Annotated in this window: 12 protein-coding genes and 1 pseudogene; 7 read left to right on the top strand and 6 right to left on the bottom strand. The window is 67.7% G+C overall.

What is annotated here, in order from left to right; genetic code table 11:
• The first annotated feature begins 407 nt into the window (after positions 1-407).
• Both G9373_RS42715 and G9373_RS42710 read left to right on the top strand, forming a co-directional pair.
• Positions 408-1,109, top strand: coding sequence for a DUF305 domain-containing protein (locus tag G9373_RS42715; protein WP_167120912.1), 702 nt, complete (start codon positions 408-410; stop codon positions 1,107-1,109).
• Between the two features lie 31 nt (positions 1,110-1,140).
• Positions 1,141-1,392 (top strand): heavy-metal-associated domain-containing protein, encoded by a 252-nt coding sequence (locus G9373_RS42710; RefSeq protein WP_167120911.1) that lies wholly within the window; start codon positions 1,141-1,143, stop codon positions 1,390-1,392.
• A gap of 121 nt (positions 1,393-1,513) precedes the next feature.
• On the opposite strand, the gene G9373_RS42705 is transcribed toward G9373_RS42710, so the two are convergent.
• Both G9373_RS42705 and G9373_RS42700 read right to left on the bottom strand, forming a co-directional pair.
• On the bottom strand, positions 1,514-2,665 hold the full coding sequence (locus tag G9373_RS42705) for an ATP-binding protein (protein ID WP_133987574.1): 1,152 nt from the start codon (positions 2,663-2,665) through the stop codon (positions 1,514-1,516).
• Positions 2,662-3,423 (bottom strand): response regulator transcription factor, encoded by a 762-nt coding sequence (locus G9373_RS42700; RefSeq protein WP_133987573.1) that lies wholly within the window; start codon positions 3,421-3,423, stop codon positions 2,662-2,664. Before G9373_RS42700 ends, G9373_RS42705 begins: the two co-directional genes overlap by 4 nt.
• 132 nt (positions 3,424-3,555) lie before the next feature.
• Here G9373_RS42700 and G9373_RS42695 point away from each other — a divergent pair, with 132 nt between their 5' ends.
• Both G9373_RS42695 and G9373_RS42690 read left to right on the top strand, forming a co-directional pair.
• The gene (locus G9373_RS42695; protein WP_167120910.1) at positions 3,556-3,810 is read left to right on the top strand and encodes an SHOCT domain-containing protein; all 255 of its coding nucleotides are present in this window, start codon (positions 3,556-3,558) and stop codon (positions 3,808-3,810) included.
• A 3-nt stretch (positions 3,811-3,813) separates the two neighbouring features.
• Positions 3,814-5,463: a multicopper oxidase family protein gene (locus tag G9373_RS42690; protein ID WP_346842924.1), complete on the top strand. Its 1,650-nt coding sequence runs from the start codon at positions 3,814-3,816 to the stop codon at positions 5,461-5,463.
• Positions 5,464-6,388: 925 nt separating this feature from the next.
• On the opposite strand, the gene G9373_RS42685 is transcribed toward G9373_RS42690, so the two are convergent.
• From G9373_RS42685 to G9373_RS42670, 4 genes are all read right to left on the bottom strand, one after another.
• On the bottom strand, positions 6,389-6,727 hold the full coding sequence (locus G9373_RS42685) for a metal-sensitive transcriptional regulator (protein WP_167120914.1): 339 nt from the start codon (positions 6,725-6,727) through the stop codon (positions 6,389-6,391).
• Between the two features lie 285 nt (positions 6,728-7,012).
• Positions 7,013-9,283, bottom strand: a complete 2,271-nt coding sequence (locus G9373_RS42680; RefSeq protein ID WP_133987569.1) for a heavy metal translocating P-type ATPase — start codon at positions 9,281-9,283, stop codon at positions 7,013-7,015.
• 26 nt (positions 9,284-9,309) lie between these two features.
• Complete coding sequence (locus G9373_RS42675; RefSeq protein ID WP_167120909.1) at positions 9,310-10,254, bottom strand: DUF748 domain-containing protein; 945 nt, start codon at positions 10,252-10,254, stop codon at positions 9,310-9,312.
• Between the two features lie 36 nt (positions 10,255-10,290).
• Complete coding sequence (locus G9373_RS42670) at positions 10,291-10,497, bottom strand: heavy metal-associated domain-containing protein (RefSeq protein ID WP_133987567.1); 207 nt, start codon at positions 10,495-10,497, stop codon at positions 10,291-10,293.
• A gap of 485 nt (positions 10,498-10,982) precedes the next feature.
• On the opposite strand from G9373_RS42670, the pseudogene G9373_RS42665 reads away from it, so the two are divergent.
• The 3 genes and pseudogenes from G9373_RS42665 to G9373_RS42655 form a co-directional block, all read left to right on the top strand.
• Positions 10,983-12,375 (top strand): annotated as a pseudogene (locus G9373_RS42665) (MFS transporter).
• A 684-nt stretch (positions 12,376-13,059) separates the two neighbouring features.
• The gene (locus G9373_RS42660; protein ID WP_167120908.1) at positions 13,060-13,731 is read left to right on the top strand and encodes a M23 family metallopeptidase; all 672 of its coding nucleotides are present in this window, start codon (positions 13,060-13,062) and stop codon (positions 13,729-13,731) included.
• 358 nt (positions 13,732-14,089) lie between these two features.
• Positions 14,090-14,531: PhoD-like phosphatase N-terminal domain-containing protein (locus tag G9373_RS42655; RefSeq protein ID WP_206033746.1), on the top strand; the 442-nt coding region annotated here is incomplete at its 3' end.

Genomic DNA, 14,531 nt, shown 5'->3' with positions numbered 1-14,531 from the left:
ACACAGCCCCTGCCGGCACCCGAACCCACCCCCACCGGCCCACGATGAGCAAAAAGCCCACGGCACCAACCGAATTCACCGTCCACCCTCACGTCCGAGGAGGAAATCGTGGTCATCTTCTACGAGACACTGCTGATCCTGGTGAGCGTGCTCATCACGTGGTTCTCGCTGTATGTCCTCTACCGCCTGATCACCGACGACTCCCGCCACCGATACCGGTGACGGTCGCGGACCCGTCCGCCACCGACGCGGGGTACACGAAGCGGCGTCGAAGAATCCCCTACCGAACTCCCCGTCGACCCCCCTCGGTGCCGGGGATCGGGCATCTCCTGAGCATGCAAGACCAACCTCCCCGTGTCCGGGGTGAAAAGCACCTGTGTCCACAGCGAGAAAGGAATCTCCCTGCCATGAAAACCACGAAAATTGCCGTCGGCGCCGCCGCGGTCGCCGCCCTGGTCGCGTTGACCGCCTGCAGCAACTCCAGCAGCGATCAGTCAGCGCAGAGCAGTGCCTCGGCGAGCGTCACCGCCACCACAGCGGCCGCCGATACCCACAACCAGGCGGACGTGACGTTCGCGCAGCAGATGATTCCCCACCACGCGCAGGCGATCGAGATGAGCGATGTCGTACTCGCCAAGGACGGTATCGACCCCCGGGTGACCGATCTGGCGAATCAGATCAAGGCAGCCCAAGGCCCCGAGATTGAGCAGCTGCAGGGCTGGTTGACCGAGTGGGGACAGTCCAGCATGCCGATGGCCACGTCCGGAATGATGACTCCAGGCCAGAGCATGCCGATGGCCACGTCCGGAATGATGACTCCGGGCCAGAGCATGCCGATGTCGGGCATGGAAATGCCAGGCGATAGCGGGATGGGAATGAGCGGAATGATGTCCGCCGAGGACATGACCGCACTGCAGAACGCTCAGGGCGTGGACGCCAGCCGGCTCTACCTCACACAGATGATCACCCATCACCAGGGCGCGATCGCCATGGCGCAGAACGAGATCGACTCCGGTCAGTATCCCGACGCCGTCGCGATGGCACGCACCATCGCCGACACCCAACAGCAGGAGATCACCACGATGCAGAACATCCTGGCCTCGCTGTGACACCCCAGCGTCGTGAGTCGAACACCCGACGATGACCTCGTCCGAGGAGAACACAGTGAGCACCACCGCCAGCTACCACATCTCCGGCATGACCTGCGCGCATTGCGTGAAGGCGGTCACCGAGGAACTCGACCGTCTCGATGCAGTGACGAGCGTCGACATCGACCTGGTTCCTGGTGGCGACTCACGGGTGAGGGTCACCAGCAGCCGGCCGCTGCCGCTCGAGCAGGTACGTCACGCCGTCGACGAGGCCGGATACTCCCTGGCCGACCCACCCACCTGATCCACCCCCAACGCGCGCGGCATCAGGAAGGTTTCGCGCCGGTGAGCACAAGGACGGACTCGACTCAGCGGCTCGACCCGGGGAGGACGCGCCGCGGTGATCGCCGTCACCGAGTACTTCCTCATCGCTGATCCCGGCGCAACGGAAGGGTGATGGTGAAGGTACTGCCGGTTCCGGCGCCGTCGCTGCGGGCGGTGATGTGACCGCGCTGCGCCTCGACAAGGGCCTTGGCGATCGCCAGTCCGATCCCGGCGCCGCCGTGTGCGCGGTCGCGTGCCGCATCGACACGATAGAACCGTTCGAACAGGTGCGGGAGGTGTTCGGAGGCGATGCCGTCGCCGGTGTCGGTCACCTCGATCACCAGCAACTCGTGTCGCTGGCCGGCGGTCACCTCCACCCGGCCGCCGCCGGGGGTGTGGCGCAACGCGTTGTCGAGCAGGTTGCCCAGCACCTGCCCGAGCCGCTCCGGGTCGGCCCACAGGCGGGGAAGGCGCGCAGGAACACGAGAATTCAGTGCCACCTCCTTGGCGGCGTAGCGATCCGCCGCGGCGGTGAGGGCGGTGGAGAGCAGTGCGGCGGGGTCCACCCAGGTCGGCTCGATCGAGGTCCGGCTCTCTTCCGCGTGGGCGAGTGCGTTGACGTCGTCCGAGAAACGGACCAGCCTGCGGGTCTGATCGCGCAGCATGATGATCGTGTCGGCATCCAAGGTCTCGACGCCGTCCTCGAGTGCTTCCATGTACGCCTCGAGCACCGACACCGGGGTGCGGATCTCGTGGGCGAGGTCACCGAGCAGTTGGCGGCGGGTGGTCTCGACCGATTCGAGACCGGCAGCCATCCGGTTGAACGCCCCAGCGAGGGCATCGAAATCCTCACCCAGGTGCGGTGAAGTGACCCGGATGTCATAGCGCCCGTCGGCCACCGCGGTCGCCGCGGACGACACCTCGGTCACCGACCGCTGCAGGCGCCGACTGAAATACCAGGTCACCACCAACGCGGCCAGGGAGGCAACCCCGAGGGCCACCGCCAGGGAAATGGCAGTAGCGGAGCGGTACGCCTGCTCGGCGTGGAACTGCTCGTCGGACGAGGCCGGCACCCCGGCGCGGTGCAGGTGCTCGCGGAAGAGCGGGGGGCCGGCGAACACCGCGACCACCCAACAGGTGGCGACACCCGCAACCAAGACCAGCGATTGCGCCAGCAGCAGCCGCACACCGAGGCCACGGCCGCGCACCGGAGCTGCGCCGAGGGTGCGGGGTCGGTGCCGATGCGAGGTCATTGCCCGGTCCCCATCCGGTACCCGATGCCGCGGACGGTGGTGACGTACCGGGGAGCGGCGGGGTCGTCGCCGAGCTTGCGGCGCAGATGGCCGACATGGACGTCGACGAGGTGTTCGTTCCCGACCCAGGACTCTCCCCACACGGCCTCGATCAACTGGCGCCGGCTAAATGCCATCCCCGGTCGGGACGACAACGCCGCCAGCACATCGAACTCGGTGCGGGTCAACACCACCGGGTGCCCGTCCAGATGGACCTCCCGGCCCGCCACGTCGATTCTCAGCGCCCCGAATGCCCGTGGCGGAGCCTCGGCCCCCGGCCCGGGCGCCGGTGTCTCGTACACCGGTGCCTTCCGGGGCCGGCGCAACATGGCGCGGATGCGTGCCACCAGCTCGCGTGGGCTGAACGGTTTGGTGACGTAGTCGTCGGCGCCGACGGACAGCCCGATGATGGTGTCCATTTCCGCGCTGCGGGCGGTCAGCATCACCACATAGGCGTCGGAGAACGTCCGCAGTGCCCGGCACACCTCGATGCCGTCCATGCCCGGCAGCCCGAGGTCGAGGACCACGACGTCGGGGTCGATTTCCCGGGCGAGTGTGAGCGCATCGACCCCGTTGTAGGCGACGGCGACCTCGAAGTGCTCTCGTTCGAGGTAACTGGCGACGACCGCGGCCAGCGGGCGCTCGTCGTCGACCACCAAGGCCCGATATCCTGCGGCGCTCTCGGGCGAGTGGGGTGGCGTGTTGTCCATGGTCTCCATCGTCGCCGGTGTCCTTCCTTATCCGGTACGCGTCGCCCCGAACCGGCCATATCTTCAGCGAAACTACACAGAACCCTCATCGATTCACCGCATCCGGAATCCACGATGGGGTGCAACGAAAGGTGAACAGCCATGATGTGGTGGAACGGCGTGGGGTACGGAATGGGCTGGGGCGGCTGGGTACTGATGGCCGTGGTGATGGTCGCGTTCTGGGGGTTGGTTGTTGCCGGGGTGTTGGCACTGTTCCACAGCATGCGAATGGACCGCACCGCGCCCTTCGACCCCGACGGTCGGGCCCGGGAAATTCTCGACGAACGATTCGTTAGAGGTGAGATCGACGCCGAAGAATACCGCCTCCGCAGGAACGAATTGCGCGCCCGGCAGTGACACGTGAGCGATCTGCCGCGTCGATGGCCGGTCGGCGGGCAGCCGATAACATCCTCGCGCGCTCTGCAAGGCCTGGGAGGATGGGGGCGGACATGCCTGACAGCGGACTCGGCCTCAACCGGCGCGCCCTCCTCGCCGCCGCCGCAGGACTGGGCGGCCTCGCAGTGTCTGCCTGTACCCGCGAATCCGATTTCCGGACCTCATCCGGTCGATGCGAACGCGGTCGCCGCCGCCGAGGCTGCACGGCCCCACACCGGCCGCACCGTCGACGCCGCCCTGACCCCGCAGACCACCGACATCGACCTCGGCGGGATACACGTGCGCACCCTCGCCTACAGCAACACCGTTCCCGGGACGACGATCCGAGCCAACGTTGGCGACGAGATAGCCGTCGCCCTCACCAACGGCCTCGACCACGAGACCTCCGTGCACTGGCACGGCATTGCGCTACGTAACGACATGGACGGAGCCGGCCCCGCCAGCCCCGACATCGGACCGGGTCAACGCTTCACCTACCGCTTCTCGGTGCCGCACGCGGGCACCTACTGGGCGCACCCGAACGTCGGCCTCGACACCGACTACGGGCTCTACCTGCCCGTCATCGTCGACGACCCGAACGAACCCAGCGACTACGACGCCGAATGGATCGTCGTCCTCGACGACTGGACCGACGGTATCGGCCCCGGCCCCCGGCAGATCTTCTCGAACCTGCAATCGGGCGGGATGGGATCGATAGCTGGACCAGGGGGCATGGGGACCATGCCCGGCATGGGAATGGGTGGCGGCTCGGATCGATCCGGCGCCCCCACCTCGAGTGTGACGCCGACCGGCGCGGGCACCAGCACCCTCCTGGGCGGCGACGCCGGCGACATCACCTACCCGCACTACCTGATCAACGGACGACTCTCGACCGCACCGTCGACGTTCACGGTCACACCCGGTCAGCGCGTGCGGATCCGCATCATCAACGCCGGCGCCGACACCGCCTTCCGCATCGCCCTCGCCGAGCACACCATGACCGTCACCCACGCGGACGGCTACCCGATCACCCCGGTCGACGTCGACGCCCTCCTACTCGGCATGGGTGAACGCTACGACGTGATCGTCACCGCCGGGGACGGGATCTTTCCGCTTGTGGCGGCGGCCGAAGGTAAGAACGCCTACGCCCGGGCCTTGCTGCGCACCGGCGCCGGATCCGCACCCGACCCGGCATTCGCGCCCCGAGAACTCGACGGCCGGGTCGGGACCGTGGACACCTTCGTCGCCGCCGACACCGTCCTGCTGCCCGCGGGACGCCCGGAGGTGAACCTCGCGGCGGATCTCGGCGGGACCATGATGAGCTACCACTGGACCATCAACGGCCGCCCCTACGACCAGACCCAGCCGTTGACGATCCGGCACGGCCAACGCGCCCGCCTGACCTTCACGAACATGACGATGATGTGGCATCCCATGCACCTGCACGGGCGCACCCTCCAAGTCGTCAAACCCGACGGCACCCCAGGCCCGCGCAAGGACACCGTCATCGTGCCGCCGATGCGTTCGCTCGCGGTGGACCTGGTCGCCGACAATCCCGACGACTGGATGCTGCACTGCCACAACGCTTACCACCAGGAGTCAGGGATGATGACCCGCCTCGACTACGACAGTTGAGGCGGTGACCGGTCATCGGCCCTGCACCGATCCCTCGGCGAGACATCGAACGTCTAGAGCCTTCCCGTTGCAGCCACGACACCGCAACCGGATCCGAGAAGGAGGTGAGGAGAATGGGAATGAACATGATGGACATGATGATGATGTGTATGCGCATGATGGGCATAATGCCGCCGATGATGAACATGCCGATGACTATGCCGCCCATGTGAGGCGATACTCGGCTAGAACTGCCCCATCCGTCGCGCGCGCCGTCTCGGCCCGTGAACAGCCTGTGAGGCGCCACGTCAGGCGCGTATGTCGGTTGCTGACAACACTGACCGACATATGTGGGTGCCCGAGGCAGTAGCCGAGGGAAGTGGTTCGTGCAGGAGGTCGGGAGGTCTCCGGGGCGTAAGGGCCCCTGTAGGCAGCCCCGCCCAGCGGTTTCCAGCGTTGCACGCCCATTACCCACGAAGGCCCCTCCCATTTGGAGGGGCCTTCGTCGTGTCTCAGGGCTTTGCGACGGTGCTACGGTGCGCGACCTTCGCCCACAGGCGGCCACCACGCCCCATGGTCCAAGATCCACGCTCAGCATGCCCGGCTGAGGATCCCCGGCAGAAGGTTCGTGCGTGGTCATGGGTGGTACACGAACGGGGCTCTTCACAGGCGGTCATCTTGGCGGCCGATCTCGGAGCAAAGGGCTACGCCTGGACCATCAACGATTGCCCCTACGATCACACACAGCCCCATTGATGATCCGTGAAGGTCGACGGGTCCGCCCGACCTTCACGAACTTGGCCACGATGGGTATTCCATGCACCGGCCGTACGCTCTCACGCAGCTGGAGCGGGTCGCGGACACTGGATGATCGACTGCCACAACGGATCATCAGAAACCGGGCATGATGTCCCGACTGGACTACACCGAGTGAGCTCGGCTCGTCTCAGGAGCGGACGAGGCGGGCGATCGCGTCGGTGGCCTCTTTGATCTTCGCCTCGGCTTCGGGGCCCCCGGCGACGGCGGCGTCGACCACGCAGTGGCTGATGTGGTCCTCGAGCAGCCCCATCGCGACGGCCTGCAGGGCCTTGGTCATCGCCGAGACCTGAGTGAGGATGTCGATGCAGTACTTGTCCTCTTCGACCATCCGCTGCAACCCGCGGGCCTGGCCCTCGATCCGCTTGAGCCGTTTGAGGTAGGCGTCTTTTTCGGTGATGTAGCCGTGGCCGTGGCCGTCGGCCTCGGTGGGCGCCTCGGTGGCCGCGGGGGTGGGAGTCGTGGCCATGGTGTCCTCCTGGTATCCGACGATCATGTCGAGCACCCCCGATTATGCCCGCCCGGGGTATCTTGGCTGGGATGCGGGCCGTCGAGGCGGCGGCCGACCGCTGCCGCGGCACACAGCACCGCGCACTTCACCGCCGCCCGGGTCGCGGGGTGCCGGGTGATCCGCACCAAAGTTGTTGTCACCGAGGACATGGTCCTCTCCTTCCGGGACTGCATAGAGTGAAGGGATGTGGGGTGGGCGACCGCCTGCACGCGCCGCCCACCCCACCTCCCGGTTGTCGTCTACCTATCCGGAGAGGGACCGGAACCGGCGCAGCCGCAGGCTGTTGCTGACCACGAACACCGAGGAGAACGCCATCGCCGCTCCGGCGAGCATCGGGTTGAGCAGCCCGGCGGCGGCCAGGGGCAGGGCGGCCACGTTGTAGGCGAAGGCCCAGAACAGATTGCCCTTGATGGTGCCCAGCGTCTTACGGGCCAACCGGATCGCGTCCGCGGCGGCGCGGAGATCACCGCGGACCAGCGTCAGATCACTCGCTTCGATCGCGACGTCGGTGCCGGTGCCCATTGCCAGACCGAGGTCGGCCTGCGCCAAGGCGGCGGCGTCGTTGACACCATCGCCGACCATCGCGACGACCTTGCCCTGATCCTGCAGCCGCTTGACGACGTCCACCTTGTCCGCGGGCAGCACCTCGGCGATCACCTCGTCGATGCCGACCTGAGCGGCGATCGCCCGGGCAGCGGCCGCATTGTCGCCGGTGAGCATGATCGGGGTCAGACCGAGCTCGCGCAGCTGGGTGATCGCCTCGGCCGAGGTGGCCTTGACCGCATCGGCGACGACGAGCACCGCGCGGGCCCGCCCGTCCCAGCCGACCGCGACGGCGGTCTTGCCCTCCGATTCGGCCGCCGCCATGGCGGCTTCGAGACCGGCGGGCAGATGCTGCGCCCAGTCGGCGAGCAACCGGGCCCGTCCGACGATGACCGCGTGATCGTCGACCATGCCCTGCACCCCCAGGCCTTCGACATTGGCGAACTGTGCCACCGCAGGCAGGGTGCCGACCTTGTCCCGTGCGCCCTTGGCGATGGCCTGGGCGATGGGGTGCTCGGAGGAGTCCTCGAGCGCCCCGGCCAGGCGCAGCACCTGCCCGGTGTCTTCCCCGTCGGCGGTGACCACGTCGAGCAGGGTCATCTTGCCGGTGGTGACCGTGCCGGTCTTGTCGAGCACCACGGTGTCGACGCGGCGGGTCGATTCGAGGACCTCGGGCCCTTTGATGAGAATGCCGAGCTGGGCGCCGCGGCCGGTGCCGACCATCAACGCGGTCGGGGTGGCCAGGCCGAGGGCGCAGGGGCAGGCGATGATCAGCACCGCGACGGCGGCGGTGAAGGCGGCCGCGATTCCGCCGCCGGTGCCGATCCAGAAGCCGAGGGTCGCCACGGCCAGGGCGATCACGATCGGGACGAAGATGCCGGAAATCTTGTCGGCCAACCGTTGGGCCTGGGCCTTGCCGGTCTGCGCGTCCTCGACGAGTTTCGCCATCTGCGCGAGCTGGGTGTCCGACCCGACCCGGTTGGCGCGCACGGTGATTCGTCCGCCGACGTTGACGGTGGCACCGACGACCTGGTCGTCGGTGCCGACCTCGACGGGCACCGATTCGCCGGTCAGCATCGACGCGTCCACGGCAGAGGATCCTTCGGTGACCACACCGTCGGTGGCGATCTTCTCCCCGGGCCGGACCACGAACTCGTCCCCGACCGCCAGCTGATCGATAGCGATGCGCTGTTCGACACCGTCCCGCAGCACTGAGACCTCCTTGGCGCCGAGCTCGAGCAGAGCGCGCAGGGCCGCGCCGGCGCGCCGCTTGGAGCGGGCCTCGAAGTAGCGGCCGGCGAGGATGAAGGTGGTCACTCCCGCGGCGGCCTCGAGGTAGATGTTTCCGGCGCCGTCGCTGCGGGAGATGGTGAGCTCGAACGGGTGCGTCATGCCCGTCATTCCGGCGGTGCCCCAGAACAGGGCGTACAGCGACCAGCCGAGGGCGGCGAGGGTACCCATGGAGATGAGGGTGTCCATCGTGGAGGTGCCGTGCCGCAGATTGGTGAAGGCGGCCTTGTGGAACGGCCACGCCCCCCACACCACCACGGGGGCGGCGAGGGTGAGCGAGAGCCACTGCCAGTTGGGGAACTGCAGGGCCGGAACCATGGCCATCGCGATCACCGGCACGGACAGCACCAGCGACACGAGCAGGCGTTGACGCAGCGCGGCGGTGGGGTCATTCTCAGAGGTCCCGGCCGCCGCCGCGTCGGTGTCGGTGGACGACGCGGCGGATGCCGGGACCGTGGCGGTGTAACCGGCCTGCTCGACGGTGGCCACGAGATCGTCCGTCGACACATCGCCGACGTAGTTGACGCGTGCCTTTTCGGTGGCGTAGTTCACCGTCGCGGTGACGCCGTCGATCTTGTTGAGTTTCTTCTCGATCCGGTTCGCGCAGGATGCGCAGGTCATGCCACCAATTTCGAGTTCGACCTGGCCGTTCGCGGTCGGGTGTTGCGTGACGGGATTCATCGTGTCCTCCTCTCCGGGTTTCGCGGTCAGTGTCCGTGCCCGGCCGGCATCGGCTCGGCGGCGGGCGCCGCGGCGCCGGGGACGTTCCCGGCGGTCAGGGTGAATTCGGCGGTCCGCACCACTCCATCGTGCTGGAAATCGAGGAACAGGCGGTAGTCCCCGGCGCTGGGGGTGGTGACAACGAAGTTGATGCCCGGGCCGGGTGCGGTGACCCCGTCACCGGGATGGCCGTCCGGGTGCACGTGCAGGTAGCCGAGGTCGGCGGCCCGCAGGGCCACCAGGTGCCCGTACGCCCCCAGGTAGGGCTGCAGATCCGTGACGGGCTGCCCGTCCCGGCTCACCGCCAGCGTCACCTTCGACGCCTGACCTGGGGTGAGGGTGCCGTCGAGGGTGACGGTATACCCGTCGACCACGGCCGTGGCGGCCACTGGGGGCAGGGGCTGCGGATCGTAGGCGCCGGCGACCTGCAGATCGGCGCCCAGGGTCAGGCCGTCACCGCCGTCGGGGGTGAAGTCGGCGAACACCCGGTACACCCCGGCGCGGGTCAGATCGAGTGGCACGCTCCAGGTTCCGGCGGCGTCGAGTGTGGGGTGTACGTGCTGGAATCCGGCCATGTCGCGGCGCACCGCGATCAGGTGCAGTTGCTTCTCGTGACTGTCGACGTACCGGGTGACGGGCACGCCGTCGGCCTCCAGGATGCGGAACCGCAGCGGCACGTCGGCGCCGGCCGCAACCCGCGCTGTGTCCAGTGCCAGGGTGTATCCGCTGTCGGTGACCATCAGTCCTCCAGGTGTCTGATCGGCGACCGGTGCGCCCGCGGTGGAATCGGGTCCGGCGTCGTGAGTCGAGGTGTCGTGGGTGTCGGCTGGTGTGGCGTCCTCGGGGCCGAGGGCCGCCCCGGCCCCGAGGGCGAGGGCGAAGACTGCGGCCAGGCCGACGGTGAATCCGGCGAACTTCGATGATGCGTTCATCGGGGGAATCTCCTGTCCGGGTCTTGTGTAGGCCGGTCAACCGGCGAGCTGGTATCCGGCCTCGTCGACGGCCTGGGCGATCGCGGACTGCTCGATCGGGGCGGCGGAGTCGATGTCGACCCGCCCGCTCGCGAGATCGACGTCCACGGCGGTGACACCGGGGATGCTGCCGATCTCTTCGCGGACCGAGGAGACGCAGTGGCCGCAGGTCATTCCGGTGACGGTGACGGTGGTGGTGCTCATCGGTGTCCTTCTTTCGTCGGCTTGGGATTCGATCGCGGTCGTCGCGACCCATCTGCAGATTTACCATACCCCCCTACCGTATGTAATGCCAGGGGTTGCCGTACCCGCTCCCTTTGCTGCGTACCCCCCGACGGTGCGCCTTGGACCCCTGATGAAAATCAGAAGGGGCCCGAACGGCCGTCCACCGGGCGTCTTGCTGTGGCGCGGCCGGGCTTGCGGCCGAAACGGTTTCGGCGACACCGGGGTTGCCCCTTGCGTCTGTTATACCCCCCTATGGTATCAAATTATCCGCAGAGAGTTCGAGCAGCCTCCAGGAGGGCAACGATGTGCACAGAGGGTGGGTATCGACCCGAAAGATCCAGTGGCGCTGTGATGCCTGCAGTGACCCAAGGGATTGAGGCCTCGATGTTGGGGGTAGGCGTGCCACTGCACTCCGTGTGGCCCACATCCCGATAGATACCCCATACCCGTAAGGACGGATCGTCATGTCCACTCAGGCATCATCCACACGCAAGTGGTGGGCGCTGGCGCTGATCGCCGCCGCCCAGTTCATGGACACCTCCATCATTGGCATTGCGCTACCGAAAATGCAGACCGACCTCGGCTTCTCCCAGGAGAACCTGACCTGGATGTTCAACGCCTACGTCATCGCCTTCGGTGGACTACGCCTGCTCGGCGGTCGCCTGTCCGACCTGTTGGGCGCCCGACGCATCTTCGCCACCGGCTGGTTGGTTCTGCTCGCCGGATCGATCACCGCCGGCGCCGCCGGCAACGTCGGCACCGAGCTGGCCGGACGCGCCGTTCAAGGCGCCGGCGCCGCGGATCGCACCCTCCGCGCTGACTCTGCTGATGATGCTGTTCGGTTCCACCCAGCAGGAATTGACCAAAGCCCTCGCCGTCTACGGCACCGCCGGTGTGTTCCTCGGCGGGGTGATCACCGAATACCTCAGCTGGCCGTGGGTGTTTTACATCAACGTCCCCATCGCGATCATCGCCCTCGCCGCGACACCGCTGCTGATGCCCAACGCGCCTGCCCGATCCGGTTCGATCGACATCCTCGGCGCACTGACCGTCACTGCCGGCCTGGCGCTTGCCGTCTACTCCATCGTCCGCGCCCCCGAGGTCGGCTGGGATTCCGGTCAAACCTGGGGATACCTCGCCGTTTCCGCGGTGCTGCTGGGCGCGTTCGTCCTGATCCAGTCCCGGCGCCGCGAACCCCTGATGCGGTTGGGGATCTTCACCGCCCCCAACCTTGCCGCAGCGAACGTCGCCCAGTTGCTGCTCGGTGCGGCGTGGATCCCGATGTGGTTCTTCCTGAACCTGTACCTGCAGCAGGTCCTGGGGTACAGCGCATTCCCCGCCGGCGCAGCACTACTGCCGATGACCGCACTGATCATGCTCGGCATGATCGTCATCGCGCCGCGGGCGATGCAGAGGTTCGGCGCGAAACCGATGATCGTGACCGGTCTGATCGTGCTCGCGCTCGGGCTCGGATGGATGGCCTTGGTTCGGCCCACCGGCAATTTCTGGGTCGAGTGCTGCCGGCTTCACTGGTCGCCGCAGCAGGTATGTCGCTCGCCTTCATTCCCTCCTTGGGCACGGCGATCTCCACCGCCCGACCCGAAGAGCGGATTGGCGTCGGGCATCGTCAACGTCAGCTACCAGGTCGGCTCCGCCCTCGGTCTGGCAGCCATGACCGCAGTCGCCGCCTCGTTCGGGGCCAACCAGATCGGCGACCTCCCCGAGCTGACGAACGGATTCTCCGCCGCCTTCATCGGCGCTGCCGTCATCACCTTGGCCGGTGCCGGGGTCACCGCCGTGTCGATGCGCACGGCCCAGCCGGACACGGCGGTGGAACCAGTCCTCGAACAGCACTGACACAACCCCGTGGGTGGGAGTCGGCAGGTCCGGCTCCCACCACACGCCCTCGTGCCCTCGCCGCCGGAGCGAGAAGCTTCTTGATAGCAGGGGCACAGCAGGGCAGGACCCTTCGAAGCGGCTGCGGAAAAGTGTGCGCCGGGTTCGGATGGCCAAACGGGCGGGTAGGCGCCTGCACGCAGGCGTCGACCCACCGCGGTGAGGGCTCTCAGGGCTATCGCGACTGAGGAAGCGGTCGGTTGCGGGGGGCCTCGCCCGTCCGAATGTCCCGCTGGACAGGACAGGCATTGTGGCGTCCGTCACATCCTCTGCGGTCGGCGGCGTGTCCGCTTGCGGTGGGCGGTGAAGCAGCCCGCGTCGCGTCGCGGGATTTCGTCGCGCCGGCCCCGCACGCAGTCGCCGATCCCGCGAATGTCAAGGTCACCGCCGGTTTCCTTGGCCTTGCGCGGTGCCGCTCGTCGGGGTGTTCGGGACGTGATCCCGGTGTCGTTATCCATCCGTGATGGCGGCGTTGGCCGGGTCTAGATCCCTGACATGGGCCTATTCCAGCAAGATCATGTTATAGATATCGATTAAGTAACGATTGTGCGGTCGATATCATTTTGTTACTTTCCTTCTCGACGGGGGTCCGAGGCCGCGAATCTCACGAGCGCGGGCCAGCCAACGAAGACGAGGTAAGACACTGTGGCGAAACACCGCAGGACGGCAAATCGTTCCAATTCCATCTCCGGCCGCGTGAAGATCGCGACCGTCGCCGCGGCGACCGGTGCCATCCTGATCGGCGGCGCGCAGTTCGGCGCCGCGTCCGCAGCCGCCCGCCCGCTCGAGATCCCGCCCGGCCTGCTGCCCGCCGGTGTTCAGCTGCCCGCGATCGAGCTGCCCGACCTCCCGGCCGCCCCGCCCGCACCCGGCACGCCCGGACCGGTCAATCCGGGCAGCCCCGCTCCGCTCAAGGTCCGCGCCGTGCAGCCGGTGTCCGGCACGCTGTCCTCCGGCTACGGCCCCCGCTGGGGCGCACACCACGGCGGCATCGACATCGCGGCCCCGATCGGCACCCCGATCCAGTCCGCGGCCGACGGTGAGGTCATCTCCGCGGGCCCGGCCTCCGGGTTCGGGTTGTGGGTGCGAGTGCGCCACGACGACGGCGCCGTCAGCGTCTACGGCCACATCAACGAGTTCATCGTCAACGTCGGCCAGCGGGTCGCCGCGGGTCAGCAGATCGCCACCGTCGGCAACCGTGGTCAGTCGACCGGTCCGCACCTGCACTTCGAGGTCTCGGACGCAGGCGGCAACCGGCTCAACCCGAGCCAGTGGCTGCGCGACCGCGGCGTCTCGGTGACCTGGGGAGCCGACTAGGACTTCGCCCTGGCGGTAGTCAGTTCCAAACGATGCAGGGCGCGGCAGGCCGCGTCCCGCATGCGGTTCCGGCAGGTCGAGCATCCTTCCACCGTGAGGACGGATCCCTCACAGATCAGGTCAAAAGATCCGGGGCAGTCCCTTCCGTAGCCGGCGAGCACAGCGCCTTCAGAACATACTGGAGTACTTCCCTTTTCGAGCTCGGCGAGCATCTGCGGGCTCCGCCGGGCGAACGCGAGCACCTCGAGGAAACACCCCAGCCGGCTGGCGCCGGTATAGAGGGTGCACCACCCTCCGTCCGGGTCGTCCCCTCCGCCGGGCCCGGCTCACCGATCGCAGCCTGGATATACCGTGGTGTATGCCTCTGTCCCGTCGGCAGTTGTTGCAAGCAGGTATCGCCGGATCGGCTGCGGTGCTGGTCGGTACGTCGGCGGTGAGCAGCGCCCGGTTCCCCGCGCCGCGGTGGCGAGGAGAGGACCCGTTCGGGCTAGGTGTGGCATCGGGAGATCCGACACCGGATGGTGTGGTCCTGTGGACCCGCCTGGCACCGGACCCCCTTGCCCCCGGCGGGCGCGGCGGCATGGGGTGGGATCCAGTGACCGTCGAATACGAAGTCGCGCACGACGAAAGCTTCCGGAAGGTGGTGACGCGGGGTACGGCTGTCGCGACCCGCGAACTCGCCCACAGCGTGCATCCGGAGATCCACGGCTTGGAGCCCGCTCGCTGGTACTTCTACCGATTCCGTGCCGGCTCGGCGATCTCTCCGGTGGGCCGGACCCGCACGGCCCCCGCCCCCGGGC

Origin of the sequence: Rhodococcus sp. A14 (assembly GCF_011603105.1) — a bacterium.
GTDB lineage: Bacteria > Actinomycetota > Actinomycetes > Mycobacteriales > Mycobacteriaceae > Rhodococcus_F > Rhodococcus_F opacus.
The sequence above is the reverse complement of the archived record's forward strand: the minus strand, read 5'-3'. Positions and strand labels throughout refer to the sequence as shown.